Here is a 17354-nt window from a genome sequence, read left to right as displayed (position 1 = left end):
TGACCTTCTTTCCTGGGGCAAGTTTAACTGCACCGCCACAGCCCGAACTTGAAAGGACGTCTCCTTTCCTTCCACAGAAGTCGCAAAAAACCGGACCCGCCATAACTCTTTTCCAGAAAAAAACAAGGCATAGAAGCAGGTCTGCCTCTATGCCTTGTATAACAGAATCCGATTACTGCTGCACTTCCTCAATGGATTTGCAGACGTTGTGGGTGATGGGGCTCCACTCCACCTTGCGGAACAGGGCCACAATGGAGATGGGCACATAGGTGAAGATAAAGACGGGGAAAGTAAAGGTGTACCAGATCTTCTTCCAAGGGGTGGTATTGATCTCTTTCCACTCGGTGATAGTGGTCAGAAGGCCGAAGGCATACAGCACCAGGTAGAAGTTGCACAAAGAGGCCATCAGCGCGCTGGTGGTCGCAGGAATGATCCCGGGGATGGTCGTGATGTTCAGCAGGCCGCACAGCAGGAAAAATGCGTTGATGAAAACGGTGAGCAGCGATGCGATCATGGCCGGCGAAATGGTCATGAGCATATCAAAGCAGGAGAAGTTGCGGTCGGGGAACATGGTGGTGACCAGTTTGCCGCCGTAATTGTAGAACACCTGGTAAAAACCCTTAGCCCAGCGCAGCCGCTGGTTCCAGGACTGTTCCCACGTGGTGGGCTGCTCGTCGTAAAGCTTGGCCTTGCCCGCGTAGCCGATGCATTCGCCGGCGATGGCGCTGTCTATCGAGAATTCAATGTCTTCGGTGAGCAGGTGGTGCTTCCAGCCGTTGTTCTTTTTGATGATGTCGTTGTGGACCAAAAAGCCGGTGCCGGAGATGGCGCAGCTGGTGCCCAGAATCATGCGGGGGTTGTTGAGGTACTTAGCCTCCCGCAGGAACCACAAAGAGTATCCAGCGGAGAGCCAGTTGGTGTCGTAGTTTTTGGAATTGCGGTAGCTGGTAACCACCCGGTAGCCGGCGTCAAACACCTTGTTCATTTCGGCGATGTAGTTTTCATCCAGCAGGTTGTCCGCATCAAAGACAAAATAGCCCTCGTACTGGGTTTTGTCGTTGGTGCGCTGCAAAATTTTAAAGATAAAGTCCAGGGCGTAACCCTTGCCCACCATCTGGCGGTTGTTGCGGACATACACCTGGGCGCCTGCCTGGCGGGCCACCTCGGCGGTGTTGTCGGTGCAATTGTCGGCCACCACATAAATGTCCACCAGCTCGGCGGGGTATTTCTGTTTCTTGATGCTGTTGATCAGCTGGCCGATGACCGCGCTTTCATTGCGGGCCGCAATAACTACCGCGAACTTGTGCAGGTCCTTGGGGGTCAGGTCCGGGGTTTTGCGGACCAGGGCCACCAGGGCGTAAAAGATCTGGTATGCATAAGAAAAGGTAAATAACAAAAAGATGGCGAGGTTAAACGTTTGAATAAAGGATAACAAGATTTTTCCCTCCAAAGCGGTTTTGCCGTCAATTATAGGCAAAACATTGTTTTTCCATACTTGTGCCATTATAGCATCATTTTCTGAAAAAACAATTGACATTTACTATTTAATACAATTTTGTAAATTTTTTTGTGTGTAATTTACAAAATAGTTGGAAGAGCCTCCACAAAGCACACATAGAATTACCTGCATTTTACAGAGAACTGTTCCTAATACTTAAAAGCCGTCTATGTTGTCCTCACTTTCCCCCACTTAAGCCCTGTGGACTGACCTAGATTTTTCCCCGGAATGTGGTATACTTATCTTCACATACGTTTGATGGAACGCGCGGGTCCGGGGCCTCTTTCCCCGCCGCGCCATCCCAAAAAGGAGGGCATTTTATGGACGACCGGCAGGCGCTTCGGCTCCATTCCCTGGGGGAGAAAACCCCACAGCTGGTGTTTCGAAATGGTTTGGTTTTCAATGTGTTCACCGGGGAACTCCTCCCCGGTGACATCGCCGTGCAGAATGGGGTCATCGTCGGGGTGGGGTCTTACCGTGGGGAGCGGGAGGTGGATCTGGGTGAACGGGTAGTGATCCCCGGCTTGATCGACGCCCACATGCACCTGGAATCCACCATGGTATCCCCTCGGCTGTTCGCCGAAAAAATCCTTCCCTGGGGCACCACCACCCTCATTGCCGACCCCCATGAAATCGCCAATGTGCTGGGGGCCAAGGGGATCTCCTATCTCTTGGAGGAGACGAAGGGCCTCCCACTCAACGTCTACCTCATGCTGCCCTCCTGCGTGCCCGCCACCCGGTTTGAACACAACGGCGCGCCCCTTTCTGCCCAGGAGATGGCCCAGTTCCTCCACCATCCCCGGGTGCTGGGCCTGGGAGAGGTAATGGACTGCCCCGCAGTCCTCGCCGGAGATCCGGACAAGCTGGAGAAGCTCCGCCTCTTCGCTGGAAAGCCCATCGACGGCCACGCCCCTGGCCTCACCGGCAAGGAACTGGCCGCTTACCGCCTCTTGGGGGTTTCTAGCGATCACGAATGCACTACCTTCCAGGAGGCGCTGGAAAAACTTCGCTGCGGCATGACCATCCAGGTGCGGGAAGGCTCTGCCGCCCGGAACCTGGATGCCATCCTCACCGGTGCTGTAAAAATGGGCCTGCCCCTGGACCGGTTTGTCTTCTGTACCGACGACAAGCACCTGGACGACATCGCCCGGGAGGGCCATATCCGCTGGAATGTGCTGCGGGCCATTCAGCTGGGGGTCCCGCCTGGGGAGGCAGTAAAGATGGCCACCCTCTACCCTGCCCACCTCTATGGCCTTTCAGATTTGGGGGCCATTGCCCCTGGATTCCGGGCCGATCTGGTGGTGCTGGACAGTCTGGAAGAGATGGCCGTCCACAGCGTGTATAAAGATGGGGTTCTGGTCTCCCGAAAGGGCAGCTCCCCCACCCTGCCGCCCAACCCCCGGCCCATCGACCCTGCCTGCTTGGACACCGTCCACCTGGGGCACCTCACCCCAGAAAGCTTAGCCCTCCCCGTCCAGGGGGAGATCCCGGTGATCACCCTTCTGCCGGGGAGCATCGTCACCAAGAAAGAAATCTCTGCCGTGCCCACTGCGGGCGGCTGTTTCCAGCCCCAAGGGGAGTTTTATAAAATCGCAGTGGCCGAGCGCCACCACGCCACCGGCAATATCGGGGTGGGGGTTGTCAAAGGCTTTGGCATCAAAAACGGGGCCATCGCCTCCACCATCGCCCACGACGCCCACAACATGATTGTAGTGGGGGACAACGACCGGGACATGCTCCTGGCCATGGAGGAACTGGCCCGCTGCCACGGCGGGTACACCGTGGTGGAAAACGGCCGGATGGCCGGCACCCTGCCCTTGCCCATCGCCGGTCTGTTCACCGACGACCGCACTGCCGATATCCAGGGCAAACTGGGGGAGCTGATCGCAAAGGTCCGCGCCATGGGGGTGAGGCCGGAGGTGGAGCCCTTCATCACCCTCTCCTTTGTGTCGCTGACCTGCATCCCGGAAATCCGCATCACCGACCTGGGGGTCTTTGACTTCGCCACCCAGTCCTTCCTTTTGCCGTAAACCCATCCCCGTCCCCCTTCAAAAATAGAAAAACCAAAAGACGAGGCAAAGGCCGGCGGTTTCCCGCCGGCCTTTGCCTCGTCAAACAAAAATCCAAAATTTCAGGAGAAACAAGAAGAAAGTGAAGTTAAATATCCTGCTGGGCGATCAGGCTCTGGATGTCACTGACCATGGAGAGTTCCCTTTCGCTGCCCGAGCAGGCGGATTTGAGCCGTTCCATGGCCCGGATCATCGACGGGGAGGTAAAGCAGCTGCCCACCAGCACCTGGGGGATCTTCTGGATCACGTCCACCTCGGTGGAGTCGGAATAGACAGCAGCTTCTTTAATCCAGCCCTGTTCCATCTCCAGCTGGATTTGCAGGCTGCCCCAGGGCAGCCGCTCGGCCAGTTCGTAAGTGTAGGGGATGAACCCGCCCATAGTCCATTCCTGGGAGGCGTTTTTCTCCTCCAAGGCGCGGATGCGGTCCTCGTCGATCTCCGCTGCGTTCAAACGGCGGGCGATCTGGCCAAATTCATGGCCCATAGAGTCGATGATCTGTTCCCGCAGGGCCTCCACCGTCAAGGAGGAAAGGCACTCCTGGAGGTTGACCACCTTGGAGCGGATGGAATCCGCCCCTTTGGATTTGACCCGGGAGGAGGCGGGATTGATGTATTTGCACACCCGGGTCAGGTTGGAATTGACCATAATACTGCCCCGGTAACAGGAGTGTCCGTCTTTTGTATAGGTGACGCTGTTGCAGAATTTGCGGCCGTCGGCCATGAGGATGCCGCTCTCCGACCGGCCGGCGTCGATGCCAAGGCCGCGGACCGCCCGCAGGATCACCCCGCTCAACCGTTTGTCGTCCATCTCCTCCTGCAAGGTGAGGAAGGAGAAGTTGAGGTTGCCCAGGTCGTGGAAACAAGCGCCTCCCCCAGCCAGCCGCCGGGAGATGCGGGCGCCGTTTTTCTGTATTTCGTTGAGGCGCAGCTCCTTGCGGGCATTCTGGTTGCGGCCGATCTCCACCGTGTTGCGGTCCTGCCACAAGTACAGGATGCAGGTGTTTTTGCCCACCTGGGTCATCAGGTATTCTTCCATCGCCAGATTCCGGTAAGGGCTGGTGCTGTCGGCGATCAGGTATTTGATGGTGGTAATCATGGCTCTTCCTCCAGTCCGGGGCTTGGCAGCCCCTGTGTTTCAAAGGCCCCCACACGCAAAAAGGCGCGCGGGGAGGTTCCCAGCACGCCTCTGTCCTTGACCTGAAAGATTCTCCACAAACGGGATTGCTTCTTCGGCGCCTTGCGGCTTTCCAGAGTTTCGTCATGATCCGGTCCTTTTGCCTGAGAGTTTCTTGCGATTTCCCCTTCGGCGCCCTGTGGGTCTCTCCCGGATCATTCATCCGATTCTATCTGTATGGCCTGTGCATCCACTTTATTGCAACAAAAAAGAGGCGCACAGAAATTGTACGCCTCTGTTCCTAAACCTGAAAGATTCTCCCCTAGGGGGATTGCTTCTTCGGCGCCTAACGGCTTTCCAGAGTTTCGTCATGATCCGGTCCTTTTGCCTGAGAGTTTCTTGCGATTTCCCCTTCGGCGCCCTTATGGGTCTCTCCCGGATCATTCATCCGAATCATTATGGTGTTTCTTCTTAGTCCACTATACCCCATCTTTTGCAGAATGTCAACAAAAAATTGCGGCCCATAGGGGGAAAAAACAGAGGAAATTTTGTGAAATTCCCCGTATTTCCCAAAATATGGGCCGCACCGCTTCCTTATCTCCGTGCAAAGGGGGAGAAAACAACCCCCTCACCCCAAAACTGGCGCCGTTCTAGGGGATTTTCGCTTACCGCATCCGGTAGCCGTGGTCCAGGGGGCCGCTCCCCTTGCCCAAATTGAGCCCTGCCAGCAGCGCGCCGGTGAGGTACTTCTTCGCCCGGAACACCGCCTCCTCCAAAATCAGCCCCTTGGCCAGGTTGCAGGCAATGGCCGAGGAGAGGGTGCAGCCGGTTCCATGGGTGTTGGGGTTGTCCACTTTGCGGCCGGGGAACCAAATGGGGCAGTCCTCATAATAGAGGAGGTCGTCGGCCCGGTATTCCTGGTGGCCTCCCTTGATGAGGATGGCCCCCCGGCAGAAGAGGGCGATCTGTTCCGCCGCCCGCTCCATATCCCCATTGGATTGAATCGGTATCCCGGAAAGGCATTCCGCCTCGGGGATGTTGGGGGTGATCACATCCGCCAGGGGCAGAAGGCGGGTCTTGAGGGCCTCCACCGCATCCTCATTGAGGAGGCGCCCCCCGCTGGTGGAGACCATCACCGGGTCCACCACGATGTTCTTTGCCTCATATTCCTCCAGCTTGTCGGCGATGGCGGCGATGATCTGGGCGTTTGCCACCATGCCGACCTTCACCGCGTCCGGGCGGATATCTTGGAACACGCAGTCGATCTGCTGGGCCACAAAGTCTTTGTCCGCCTCCAGCACCCCATACACCCCGGTGGTGTTCTGGGCTGTCAGGGCGGTGATAGCTGTCATGGCGTACATGCCGTGGGCGGCGATGGTTTTGATGTCGGCCTGGATGCCTGCGCCGCCGCTGCAATCCGACCCTGCGATGGAAAGCACTTTATACATACTGCTACAACCTCTTTTCTATTCTGGGGGGAGCTGTTCTCCCCCATGCTGCAAATCCAGAAGCTCCTCCAGGCTTTGGAGGAAACGGTCGCTGTANCCACCCAGTCCTTCCTTTTGCCGTAAACCCATCCCCGTCCCCCTTCAAAAATAGAAAAACCAAAAGACGAGGCAAAGGCCGGCGGTTTCCCGCCGGCCTTTGCCTCGTCAAACAAAAATCCAAAATTTCAGGAGAAACAAGAAGAAAGTGAAGTTAAATATCCTGCTGGGCGATCAGGCTCTGGATGTCACTGACCATGGAGAGTTCCCTTTCGCTGCCCGAGCAGGCGGATTTGAGCCGTTCCATGGCCCGGATCATCGACGGGGAGGTAAAGCAGCTGCCCACCAGCACCTGGGGGATCTTCTGGATCACGTCCACCTCGGTGGAGTCGGAATAGACAGCAGCTTCTTTAATCCAGCCCTGTTCCATCTCCAGCTGGATTTGCAGGCTGCCCCAGGGCAGCCGCTCGGCCAGTTCGTAAGTGTAGGGGATGAACCCGCCCATAGTCCATTCCTGGGAGGCGTTTTTCTCCTCCAAGGCGCGGATGCGGTCCTCGTCGATCTCCGCTGCGTTCAAACGGCGGGCGATCTGGCCAAATTCATGGCCCATAGAGTCGATGATCTGTTCCCGCAGGGCCTCCACCGTCAAGGAGGAAAGGCACTCCTGGAGGTTGACCACCTTGGAGCGGATGGAATCCGCCCCTTTGGATTTGACCCGGGAGGAGGCGGGATTGATGTATTTGCACACCCGGGTCAGGTTGGAATTGACCATAATACTGCCCCGGTAACAGGAGTGTCCGTCTTTTGTATAGGTGACGCTGTTGCAGAATTTGCGGCCGTCGGCCATGAGGATGCCGCTCTCCGACCGGCCGGCGTCGATGCCAAGGCCGCGGACCGCCCGCAGGATCACCCCGCTCAACCGTTTGTCGTCCATCTCCTCCTGCAAGGTGAGGAAGGAGAAGTTGAGGTTGCCCAGGTCGTGGAAACAAGCGCCTCCCCCAGCCAGCCGCCGGGAGATGCGGGCGCCGTTTTTCTGTATTTCGTTGAGGCGCAGCTCCTTGCGGGCATTCTGGTTGCGGCCGATCTCCACCGTGTTGCGGTCCTGCCACAAGTACAGGATGCAGGTGTTTTTGCCCACCTGGGTCATCAGGTATTCTTCCATCGCCAGATTCCGGTAAGGGCTGGTGCTGTCGGCGATCAGGTATTTGATGGTGGTAATCATGGCTCTTCCTCCAGTCCGGGGCTTGGCAGCCCCTGTGTTTCAAAGGCCCCCACACGCAAAAAGGCGCGCGGGGAGGTTCCCAGCACGCCTCTGTCCTTGACCTGAAAGATTCTCCACAAACGGGATTGCTTCTTCGGCGCCTTGCGGCTTTCCAGAGTTTCGTCATGATCCGGTCCTTTTGCCTGAGAGTTTCTTGCGATTTCCCCTTCGGCGCCCTGTGGGTCTCTCCCGGATCATTCATCCGATTCTATCTGTATGGCCTGTGCATCCACTTTATTGCAACAAAAAAGAGGCGCACAGAAATTGTACGCCTCTGTTCCTAAACCTGAAAGATTCTCCCCTAGGGGGATTGCTTCTTCGGCGCCTAACGGCTTTCCAGAGTTTCGTCATGATCCGGTCCTTTTGCCTGAGAGTTTCTTGCGATTTCCCCTTCGGCGCCCTTATGGGTCTCTCCCGGATCATTCATCCGAATCATTATGGTGTTTCTTCTTAGTCCACTATACCCCATCTTTTGCAGAATGTCAACAAAAAATTGCGGCCCATAGGGGGAAAAAACAGAGGAAATTTTGTGAAATTCCCCGTATTTCCCAAAATATGGGCCGCACCGCTTCCTTATCTCCGTGCAAAGGGGGAGAAAACAACCCCCTCACCCCAAAACTGGCGCCGTTCTAGGGGATTTTCGCTTACCGCATCCGGTAGCCGTGGTCCAGGGGGCCGCTCCCCTTGCCCAAATTGAGCCCTGCCAGCAGCGCGCCGGTGAGGTACTTCTTCGCCCGGAACACCGCCTCCTCCAAAATCAGCCCCTTGGCCAGGTTGCAGGCAATGGCCGAGGAGAGGGTGCAGCCGGTTCCATGGGTGTTGGGGTTGTCCACTTTGCGGCCGGGGAACCAAATGGGGCAGTCCTCATAATAGAGGAGGTCGTCGGCCCGGTATTCCTGGTGGCCTCCCTTGATGAGGATGGCCCCCCGGCAGAAGAGGGCGATCTGTTCCGCCGCCCGCTCCATATCCCCATTGGATTGAATCGGTATCCCGGAAAGGCATTCCGCCTCGGGGATGTTGGGGGTGATCACATCCGCCAGGGGCAGAAGGCGGGTCTTGAGGGCCTCCACCGCATCCTCATTGAGGAGGCGCCCCCCGCTGGTGGAGACCATCACCGGGTCCACCACGATGTTCTTTGCCTCATATTCCTCCAGCTTGTCGGCGATGGCGGCGATGATCTGGGCGTTTGCCACCATGCCGACCTTCACCGCGTCCGGGCGGATATCTTGGAACACGCAGTCGATCTGCTGGGCCACAAAGTCTTTGTCCGCCTCCAGCACCCCATACACCCCGGTGGTGTTCTGGGCTGTCAGGGCGGTGATAGCTGTCATGGCGTACATGCCGTGGGCGGCGATGGTTTTGATGTCGGCCTGGATGCCTGCGCCGCCGCTGCAATCCGACCCTGCGATGGAAAGCACTTTATACATACTGCTACAACCTCTTTTCTATTCTGGGGGGAGCTGTTCTCCCCCATGCTGCAAATCCAGAAGCTCCTCCAGGCTTTGGAGGAAACGGTCGCTGTATTCTTCTGCCTCCGCCCGGCGGGGGGCGCCCCAAGGGTCGGCGACGCCGACGGTGCGGCAGCCGGCCTCTTTTGCGGTTTTCAAGGCGTGGGGAGCGTCTTCAAACACCGCCGTCTCCCCGGGGAGGCAGCCCAACAGCTCCACTGCCCGGCGGTAGAAGGCCGGGTCGGTTTTGGGGAAGCCCAATGTCTCACAGGTGTACACCCCTCGGAAGAAGTCCAAAATCCCCAGCCTTTCCAGCAAGCGCCGGGCCAGGCCCTCATCCAATGCGGTGCCCACAGCCATGGGATGTCCCGCCGCCTTGCACCGCAGCAGCAGTTCTGATGCACCGGGCTTGAGATCCACCCGAGTGAGGTAGGTGTCCTCTGCCATCTGGGTCACGGCGGCGATGACCTCCCCCACCGTCATGGAGAGACCGTATTCCCGGATCATATATTCGGCGGACTGGGTGAAGCTCATCTCCTCAAACTTCCCCACCAGCCCCTCTTCCGGGGTCTTGCCCTGGGCGATGAGAAAATCCCGGCCGATGTTCTTCCACACCCAGTTGGAATCCACCAAGGTGCCGTCCAGATCGAAGAGCAGCCCCTGAATCATCGGGCCACCATCTGGTCGGAAAGGGCCCGAAGCTCTTCTGCGGCGGCCCGGGGATCGTCCTGGGCAAAGATGGCCGAGACCACCGCCACGCCGTCCACCCCGCATCCGGAGAGCTCCAGCAGGTTTCCGGCGTTTATGCCGCCGATGGCCACCACCGGGATGTCAACCGCCTCGGCCACCGCCTGTAGCTCCTCCCGGCTCAAAGCCCGGGTGTCCTTTTTGGTGGTGGTGGCAAAGGCCGCCCCGGTGCCGATGTAGTCCGCCCCGTCAGCCTGGGCTTTTTTCGCCTGTTCCGGGGTCTTGCAGGAGACGCCTATAATCTTATCCGGGCCCAGCAGCTGCCGGGCTTTCGCCGCGGCCATGTCCTCCTGGCCCACATGGACACCGTCGGCGTTTACCGCAAGGGCAACCTCCACATTGTCGTTGATGACAAAGGGCACATGGTACCGGCTGGTGACCTGCTTCACCTCTTTGGCCAGGGCGATAAACGCCTCCTGATCCAATTCTTTTTCCCGAAGCTGGACAAAGGTCGCCCCACCCAGAATGGCCTCCTCCACCATTTTGGCAAGGGAACGGCCGCGCAGCCAGCTGCTATCGGTCACTGCATAAAGACGCATGGCATATTTTGTGGTATTCAATGTTGGTTCCTCCTATCCACTGTTGATCATCGAGCAAGCTCATGGCATCCATGAGGTAGGTCCGGAAACTCCCTGTGCCCTCTCCTTCCCGGAGGCGGGCAGCGGCAATCTCCCCGCACAATCCCATAGATGAAACTGCACCAGCTGCCGCCATGACAGGCTTGTCCGGGCAGACTGCCAAAAACGCCCCGCACACCGCCGAGAGCATGCAGCCGGAACCGGTGATACGGGAGAGCATGGGGTGTCCGCCCCGGATCACATAGGCCCCTTCCCCGTCGGCCACCAGGTCGATGACCCCGGTGATGGCCACTGCCGCCCCGGTCTGGGCCCAGAGCTGCTGGGCCAGGGCAATCCCCTCCGGGATGGTCTCCTCGGTGACGGCGTCCAGTGCCCCGGCATCCACCCCTTTGCCCTGGGAGCGGATGTTCAAAAGGGCCTTGACCTCCGAGATATTCCCCCGGATGAGGGAGAACTGCACCTCCCGAAAAAGCTGTTCCGCTGCCCCCCGGCGGAAGGGGGAAGCCCCCACCCCCACCGGGTCCAGCACCACCGGATGGCCCAGTTGATTGGCCTGTTTCCCGGCGGCAGCCATAGCTGGTAGAGTCCCGGCGTGGGGGGTGCCCAGGTTGAGGACCAAGGCATCGCACCCGGCGGTGATGGCCGCGGCCTCGGCCAGGTCATCGGCCATGATGGGGGAACCCCCGCAAGCCAGCAGCATGTTGGCGCAATCCCCCGCGGTGACATAGTTGGTGATGCAGTGCACCAGGGGATTTTTCCCCCGCACCCTGTGAATCAGTGCTTCCATTGGTCTCTCCCCCCTATTGCGCGGCATAGGACATGTCCCAAAACCGCATCTCATGCTGGCTGGACACCCGGAAGATGCCGGCCAGTTCCTCTTTGCGCTCCCGGGAGTACCCGTCGCATAGCTGGTCGGCAAAGGCGGCCCAGCGGCTGCATTTTTCCGCGTACCGTTCCGAGGCGTAATCTGCCAGCCAATCCCCATATGGGCTCTGTGTGAGGACGTCCGGGCTGCGCTTCACCACCTCCTTTGCGATGTAAAGGTAGCTGAGCATGCAGGGCAGCACCGCCATCAGCGCCTCGGCCAGGCCCCGGCTCGCCATCTCCAGCATAAAGTCGGTGTAGGCTTTGTTCTCCGGCAGGGGCGCTATCTCGTCCACACGGTCGGGGTCGATGCCGTAGCGCCGCAGGTATTTGACCCGGGTGAACGACTCGTCGTTGATCACCACCGAGAGCACGTCGTAAAACAGCTGCATCTCCCGCAGGGTTTCGGCGCGGTACATGGCCAGGGCGAACACCCGGGCGTATTCCTTTAAATAGATACTGTCCTGAACCATATAGGTCTCAAACTGCTTGGGGGTCAGCGTCCCCTCCTCCGCCCCCTTGACAAAGGGGTGGACAAGGTAGCCCTCCCACAGGTCTCTACTGCCCTCTATGGCTTGTTCCATCATCTTCACGGCGATTCCTCCTTGTGTTGTCCCCGGAAAACGGCCAAACAAAAAGGGGATGCGCAGGTGCATCCCCTAGACTGGCGTTGGCGATTCCTACGTTGGCATTATCCAAATCAGGTTCCGGGTCGAGGCCGCAGTTGGCCTCCTCTCAGCCCGCAGGCGCGAGCTCCCCGTTTGTATTGTTCCGGATCATCCGGATTTCTGCTACCAGTATACCACCAAAGGCTGGGGAGCGTCAATTTTTGGGGCGTATTTTTCCAGATTTTCCACTTCAAGAGGAAAATTTCCAACAAATTCATAAAAACCCCTCTTTTTTCACATCCAGGGGATTTTTCCGCGGGAGGATTTTATGCTATAATGGTCGCAGAGCGATTATTGGTGAAAAACACTTCCCGCCGCTAAGCGGCACCTGATTTTTTCCAGTTTGTGTGAACTCTATGCTGGAACAAATCGCGGCGTGATGATTCTATCGAGGGGGAAAGCCCACCTGCCGCACCACAAGGTTGTGATTCTTCGGGCTTGCCCTTGGAAGGCGGTGCCGGGCTTTTTCCGGCCCCCACAAAAAAGCCCCCAAAGCGATTATTCGAATGTCAGCCCCGTCCACATGGGCGGCGGCTTGGATTTGACCAAAGGAGAATTTTGATGGAAGAACAGTATTTGAAGTATGTACCGGTCTTTAAGGCGCTGTCTGACGAGACCCGGCTGCAAATTTTGGACATGCTGTCCAGCAAGGAGATGTGCGCCTGCAAGATTTTGGCGCCCTTCCACATCAGCCAGCCCACCCTCTCCTACCACATGCGCATCCTGATGGAAAGCGGCCTGGTCACCAGCCGCAAGGAGGGTCCCTGGGTCTACTACCGGATGGACCCCCGCCGGATGGAAGAGGTTCAGCAGTTTTTAGCCGCCCTCGCAAAAGACAAGGAATAGCCCCTTTTCTCCTGTGGGCTTCTGCGCGGGAAACGGGGAAAAACTCCAGGCGGCTTTCGCTTTTGTGGCGGGGCCGCCTTTGCTGTCCCTGCCAATACCGGTTATCTGCGAAAAAACGGCCCTTTCTCTCAAAAAGTTGCACAAATAATCTTGCAACCAAAGAGGATTCCCGGTATACTAGAAGAAGGATTTCATGTTAAATTTATAACAATAAAAGCATTTTATGCAGAGGAAGGAAGTACACCATGGAAATTTCTGTTTGCATCGGCAGCTCCTGCCATCTCAAAGGCTCTTACGACATCATCAACCTGCTCAAAGAACAGATCGCCAAGCACCATCTGGAGGACAAAGTGGTCCTGAGCGCCTCCTTCTGCCTGGGCTGCTGCAGCGCCGACGGCGTCTCGATGAAGGTCGGCGACCAGGTGCTCACCGGCGTCACCGCCGCCAACTTCCAGGGCATCTTTGACAAGCACGTGCTGGAGGCGCTGAACTGATATGGAATCCATCGCGGAGATCATCATCCGCTGCACCCCCCACGCCATCTTGGCCATGGATACCAACCTGGCCATCCTACAGGTCAACGACGCCTTCTGCCAGCTGTTCGGCCAGCCCAGCTCCAGCGAGCTCACCGGCAAACCGGCCAGTTCCATTGTGGATGTCACCCCCTTTTACACCTTGATGGAGGGGGAAAGCCGGGTAGTCTCCACCTGCCGCCACCTGATGCCCTATGACCGGTATGTAGATGAATCCATCATTTACGCCCGGGAGGAAGGGCTGGTCATCTCCATTATGAAGGATGTGACCGAGCGGGAGAAGGAGATCATCAGCACCGAAAAACTGCGGATGGAGACCGCACGGGTCACCGACAAGGTGATCGAGCGGCAGATGCGGGTGGTGCAGGAGATCGCCTCCCTGCTGGGGGAGACCACCGCTGAGACCAAAATCGCCCTCACCCGCCTCAAAGAGACCATCCGCAGGTAAGGGAGGGAGCAGCGCGCCTTGAACAGTCTGACTACCGAAGCTGGCTTTGTCAGCTTAAACAAGCAGGGCGAACAGCTCTGCGGCGACCGGGTGGAGTGGATCGAGCAGCCAGATGGGGTAACCCTGGTGCTGGCCGACGGCCTGGGCAGCGGAGTGAAAGCCAACATCCTCTCCACCCTGACCGCTAAAATTATCGCCACCATGATGGCCGAAGGCCTGCCGGTGGAGGAATGCGTCCGCACCATCGCCAGTACCCTGCCGGTCTGCCAGCAGCGGCAGGTAGCCTATTCCACCTTTACCATCCTCCAGGTGCGGGACGGCTCCACCGCCCGGATCATCCAGTTTGACAACCCCTCGGTCATCCTGCTGCGGGCGGGCAAAAACTGCCCTTACCCCATGGAGGAACTGTGGGTGGACGACAAAAAAATCTTCTCCAGCACCATCGACCTTTTGCCGGAGGATATGTTTGTCCTGTTCAGCGACGGGGCAGTCTACGCCGGCATCGGCCACAGCCTCGCCTTTGGCTGGGGGCGGGAGAACATCATCTCCTTTTTGGAGGGGAGGTACCGTCTGGGCCTTCCCGCCCGGGATGTGGCCTCCCTCCTCGCAGAGGAGGCGAACCGTCTCTATGAGGGTCAGCCCGGGGATGACACCACCATCGCCGCCCTGCGGGTGCGGGAGCGCCAGGCGGTCAACCTGCTGGTAGGCCCCCCCTTCAACCGGGATGACGTACCCAAGGTCATCCGCCGGTTTTTGGAGCAGGAGGGCCGCCACATTGTCTGCGGCGGGACCACCTCTTCCCTGGTGGGGCGGTATCTGGGGCGGCCGGTTACCACATCCCTCCGGTATTACGACCCAGCCATCCCGCCCATTGGGGAGATCGAGGGCCTGGACCTAGTCACCGAAGGGGTTATCACCCTCCAGCGGGTAGCGGATTATGTCCATGCCCTCACCAAGGGGGAGCCTGCCCCCTTCCGGGGCAAAAAGGACGGCGCCTCCCGCATCGCCCAAAACCTGATGGACTATGCCACTGATATCCGCTTTTACCTGGGCAGGGCTTCCAACCCGGCCCACCAACCTTTGGGCATCTCCGCCGATGTAAAGCAGGAGATTGTCCGCCAGCTCTGCAAAGATCTGCGGCAGCTGGGCAAAAACGTTACATTGCAGTACTGCTGAAAAATTCCCTTTTCACGCTACCATACTTTGAGGAGGACTTTTTGACATGCCAACATTTGATTCTCAGGTACAGCTTTTAAAGCACAAGGTTTTGACCGCCGTGGCCAAGCGCGCCTATGAAGGCCGGCTGGACAGCTGCTATTATGAGATCCCGCAGGAGATCGCCCCCGGTCCCAAAGCGGAGATGCGCTGCTGCATCTACAAGGAGCGAGCCATTGTAGGGGAACGGATCAAAATGGCTATGGGCGGCCACCCGGAGAATCCCAATGTCATCGAGGTCATGTCCATCGCCTGCGACGAGTGCCCGGCCAGCGGCTACACGGTGGGAGAGGACTGCCGGGGGTGCATCGCCCACCGGTGCGCCGCTGCCTGCCCCAAAGACGCTATCTCCTTTGAAGGCCATAAGGCCAGGATCGACAAATCCAAGTGCATCGGCTGCGGCCGCTGTGCCGCCGCCTGCCCCTACAGCGCCATCGACAACAAACAGCGCCCTTGTGAAATCGCCTGCAAGGTCAAAGCCGTGTCCATGGGCCCCACCGGAGAGGCCTCCATCGACAACAGCAAGTGCATCTCCTGCGGGGCTTGCGCCTACAAATGCCCCTTTGGCGCCATCGCGGACAAATCCTACATCCTGGATGTCATCCGGCTGATTCAGGAGAGCGGCAACAACCAGAACTACCGGGTCTATGCCCTGGTGGCCCCGGCCATCGCCAGCCAGTTTGGGGTAAAAGATTTGGGCAAAGCGGTTTCCGCCCTCAAGGTGCTGGGCTTCCACCATGTGGTGGAGGTGGCTTTGGGCGCCGACATGGTGGCCCACAAAGAGGCGGCTGAACTGGTGGAAAAGGGCTTTTTGACCAGCTCCTGCTGCCCTGCCTTTGTGGATTACATCGAGAAGTTTTTCCCCCAGATGAAGGAGCATGTCTCCCACAACTACTCCCCCATGGCAGAGCTGGCCAGCTACATCCGCAAAACCGATCCCAACTGCCGGATTGTTTTCATCGGCCCCTGCACCGCCAAAAAGATGGAGATCCAAAGGGAAAAGGTCAAAGGCCTGGTGGACTATGTCCTCACCTTTGAGGAGCTGCAAGCCCTCTTCGATGCCAGGGAGATCGACCTCTCCGCCCTTCCCGATGAGCCCCTGGACAACGCCTCCTACTTTGGCCGCATCTTCGCCCGCAGCGGCGGACTGGCTGACGCGGTGGCAGAGGCTCTCAAGGAACAAGGGGTGACCCCGGATCAGTTTACCTTAAAGGCCGTCTCTTGCGATGGGATCGAAGCCTGCCGCATGGCGCTGCTCAAAGCCTCCAAAAACGCCCTGCCGGAGAATTTCATTGAAGGTATGGCCTGCATCGGCGGCTGTATCGGCGGCGCGGGATGCCTGACCCATGAGCCCAAGGACAAGGCCCAGGTGGACCAATACGGAAAGCTGGCCATGGAAAAGACTATCGCCGACGCCATCAAGCCTTACAGCATCTAAAACCAAGCGGGACAGCAAACTAAGCTGCCCCGCTTTTTTTGCGCGCAATGCGCTTTATCCAGCTCTAAGACCTCAGTCAGGGCTTTGTATTCTTCAGGGAAGGTTCCTGAGAACCCCCAGTTCTGTGGGGCGCTCTCGCCCCCCACGCCCCCGAGCCATACTTTTTATGCGAAAGAAGTCGCAGTCCAATAAAATTGGACTGGAAAAGCGCATTTAAGGGGGGATAGGCAACCCTCGCGTCACAGGAAAAGCCCGAACAGCCAACTTGTTGGCTGTTCCCCCATTAAAAATCCCACTCTACAAAAGGCAACTTGTTTTGAAAAATAGTTGGGGGAACGGCCCCCCTCACCCCCCTGCTCCTTGGATGGCCACCTAGAAAAATGAGCTTTTAGCAGCGTCGCGAGGGCATCCGCGCAGCGGAAAAATCTTTCGCTCGAGGTGTGGAAGCCTCTAAGAAAGATTTTCCAAGCGTTCCCTTTGTGGCGCATAGATAAGGGGGACCGGGGTCTCCCCGGCGAGCTTTGGTTCCTTTCTTTCGTCAGAAAGGAACCACGGGGGTTTGGGGGCGTGCAGCGCCCCATAAATCCCAATTCCAGGATGGAATCTTGCCCTGGCTGGGGGTGCAGGGCGGAGCGCCTGCAAAACCAATTGTAAGATAGAATTTTGCTCTGTGCTGGGGGTTCGGGGGCACGCAGCACCCAAAAGAGGAGCCCTTCCCACAGCTTGTGGGAAGGGCTCCTCTCTCTGTTTTTATGGACAGCTAGGCATTGTTCCCTTCGGAAATCTCCCGCTGGGCCCTTTTGGTCAGGGAGGTAAACACCAGACGGTAGGATTCCTGTGCCATATGCCGCAGCAGCTCCTCTGGAATTTCCCCCGCTATCCGCACCGAGTTCCAGTGGGTTTTGTTCATATAGTATCCGGGGAGGATGTCCTCATACTGCTCCCGCAGGAAGGCCCCCTCCTGGGGCTCCAACTTCAGGGTGACCAGCTCATCTTCCCCGCTGTCCCCTTTGCAGACGGCGGCAAACAGTTTACCCCCCACCTGATAACGGGTCCACTGCCACTCCTCTTTAAAATCCTTGGACGCGCCGGGCATCGAAAGCAAAAAGCCATCCAGCCAGGAAATGTCCATGATGTTCCCTC

The 17354-nt window shown here is 58.0% G+C and carries 16 protein-coding genes and 5 riboswitches; of the genes, 6 read left to right on the top strand and 10 right to left on the bottom strand.

Features of this window, described 5'->3' with window-relative positions:
• Window positions 1-172: 172 nt before the first annotated feature.
• On the bottom strand, window positions 173-1435 hold the full coding sequence (locus BQ5353_RS11485; protein WP_231358316.1) for a glycosyltransferase family 2 protein: 1263 nt from the start codon (window positions 1433-1435) through the stop codon (window positions 173-175).
• Between the two features lie 383 nt (window positions 1436-1818).
• On the opposite strand from BQ5353_RS11485, the gene ade reads away from it, so the two are divergent.
• Window positions 1819-3528: an adenine deaminase gene (gene ade, locus BQ5353_RS11480; protein WP_071428290.1), complete on the top strand. Its 1710-nt coding sequence runs from the start codon at window positions 1819-1821 to the stop codon at window positions 3526-3528.
• 127 nt (window positions 3529-3655) lie between these two features.
• On the opposite strand, the gene BQ5353_RS11475 is transcribed toward ade, so the two are convergent.
• The 8 genes from BQ5353_RS11475 to tenA form a co-directional block, all read right to left on the bottom strand.
• Window positions 3656-4663 (bottom strand): lipoyl protein ligase domain-containing protein, encoded by a 1008-nt coding sequence (locus BQ5353_RS11475; RefSeq protein WP_054332169.1) that lies wholly within the window; start codon window positions 4661-4663, stop codon window positions 3656-3658.
• 160 nt (window positions 4664-4823) lie between these two features.
• Window positions 4824-4904: riboswitch (glycine riboswitch) on the bottom strand.
• Window positions 4905-5047: 143 nt separating this feature from the next.
• Window positions 5048-5129: riboswitch (glycine riboswitch) on the bottom strand.
• Between the two features lie 217 nt (window positions 5130-5346).
• Window positions 5347-6129, bottom strand: coding sequence for a bifunctional hydroxymethylpyrimidine kinase/phosphomethylpyrimidine kinase (gene thiD, locus BQ5353_RS11470; protein WP_054332168.1), 783 nt, complete (start codon window positions 6127-6129; stop codon window positions 5347-5349).
• A 250-nt stretch (window positions 6130-6379) separates the two neighbouring features.
• Complete coding sequence (locus BQ5353_RS11465) at window positions 6380-7387, bottom strand: lipoyl protein ligase domain-containing protein (RefSeq protein WP_054332169.1); 1008 nt, start codon at window positions 7385-7387, stop codon at window positions 6380-6382.
• Between the two features lie 160 nt (window positions 7388-7547).
• A riboswitch (glycine riboswitch) is annotated at window positions 7548-7628 on the bottom strand.
• A gap of 143 nt (window positions 7629-7771) precedes the next feature.
• A riboswitch (glycine riboswitch) is annotated at window positions 7772-7853 on the bottom strand.
• A 217-nt stretch (window positions 7854-8070) separates the two neighbouring features.
• Window positions 8071-8853, bottom strand: a complete 783-nt coding sequence (gene thiD / locus BQ5353_RS11460) for a bifunctional hydroxymethylpyrimidine kinase/phosphomethylpyrimidine kinase (RefSeq protein WP_054332168.1) — start codon at window positions 8851-8853, stop codon at window positions 8071-8073.
• A gap of 18 nt (window positions 8854-8871) precedes the next feature.
• Window positions 8872-9543: an HAD family hydrolase gene (locus BQ5353_RS11455; RefSeq protein ID WP_054332167.1), complete on the bottom strand. Its 672-nt coding sequence runs from the start codon at window positions 9541-9543 to the stop codon at window positions 8872-8874.
• Complete coding sequence (gene thiE / locus BQ5353_RS11450) at window positions 9540-10181, bottom strand: thiamine phosphate synthase (protein ID WP_233424520.1); 642 nt, start codon at window positions 10179-10181, stop codon at window positions 9540-9542. The genes BQ5353_RS11455 and thiE overlap by 4 nt, the downstream gene beginning before the upstream one ends.
• A complete protein-coding gene (thiM, locus tag BQ5353_RS11445; RefSeq protein ID WP_054332165.1) occupies window positions 10135-10986 on the bottom strand; it encodes a hydroxyethylthiazole kinase in 852 nt (283 codons plus the stop codon). Before thiM ends, thiE begins: the two co-directional genes overlap by 47 nt.
• A gap of 13 nt (window positions 10987-10999) precedes the next feature.
• Entirely contained in the window at window positions 11000-11650 is a 651-nt protein-coding gene (tenA, locus tag BQ5353_RS11440; protein ID WP_071428472.1) for a thiaminase II, read from the bottom strand.
• A gap of 74 nt (window positions 11651-11724) precedes the next feature.
• A riboswitch (TPP riboswitch) is annotated at window positions 11725-11833 on the bottom strand.
• A 459-nt stretch (window positions 11834-12292) separates the two neighbouring features.
• On the opposite strand from tenA, the gene BQ5353_RS11435 reads away from it, so the two are divergent.
• The 5 genes from BQ5353_RS11435 (at window position 12293) to BQ5353_RS11415 (ending at window position 16211) form a co-directional block, all read left to right on the top strand.
• On the top strand, window positions 12293-12577 hold the full coding sequence (locus tag BQ5353_RS11435; protein WP_054332163.1) for an ArsR/SmtB family transcription factor: 285 nt from the start codon (window positions 12293-12295) through the stop codon (window positions 12575-12577).
• 245 nt (window positions 12578-12822) lie between these two features.
• Window positions 12823-13071, top strand: a complete 249-nt coding sequence (locus BQ5353_RS11430) for a (2Fe-2S) ferredoxin domain-containing protein (protein ID WP_054332162.1) — start codon at window positions 12823-12825, stop codon at window positions 13069-13071.
• 1 nt (window position 13072) lies between these two features.
• Complete coding sequence (locus tag BQ5353_RS11425) at window positions 13073-13558, top strand: PAS domain S-box protein (RefSeq protein WP_054332161.1); 486 nt, start codon at window positions 13073-13075, stop codon at window positions 13556-13558.
• Window positions 13559-13576: 18 nt separating this feature from the next.
• Entirely contained in the window at window positions 13577-14734 is a 1158-nt protein-coding gene (locus BQ5353_RS11420; protein ID WP_071428289.1) for a SpoIIE family protein phosphatase, read from the top strand.
• Window positions 14735-14780: 46 nt separating this feature from the next.
• Window positions 14781-16211, top strand: coding sequence for a 4Fe-4S dicluster domain-containing protein (locus tag BQ5353_RS11415; protein WP_054332160.1), 1431 nt, complete (start codon window positions 14781-14783; stop codon window positions 16209-16211).
• 760 nt (window positions 16212-16971) lie between these two features.
• On the opposite strand, the gene BQ5353_RS11410 is transcribed toward BQ5353_RS11415, so the two are convergent.
• Window positions 16972-17343: an MmcQ/YjbR family DNA-binding protein gene (locus BQ5353_RS11410; RefSeq protein WP_054332159.1), complete on the bottom strand. Its 372-nt coding sequence runs from the start codon at window positions 17341-17343 to the stop codon at window positions 16972-16974.
• Window positions 17344-17354 lie beyond the last annotated feature (11 nt).

Source organism: Merdimmobilis hominis, assembly GCF_900104615.1.
GTDB lineage: Bacteria > Bacillota > Clostridia > Oscillospirales > Ruminococcaceae > Merdimmobilis > Merdimmobilis hominis.
The sequence above is the reverse complement of the archived record's forward strand: the minus strand, read 5'-3'. Positions and strand labels throughout refer to the sequence as shown.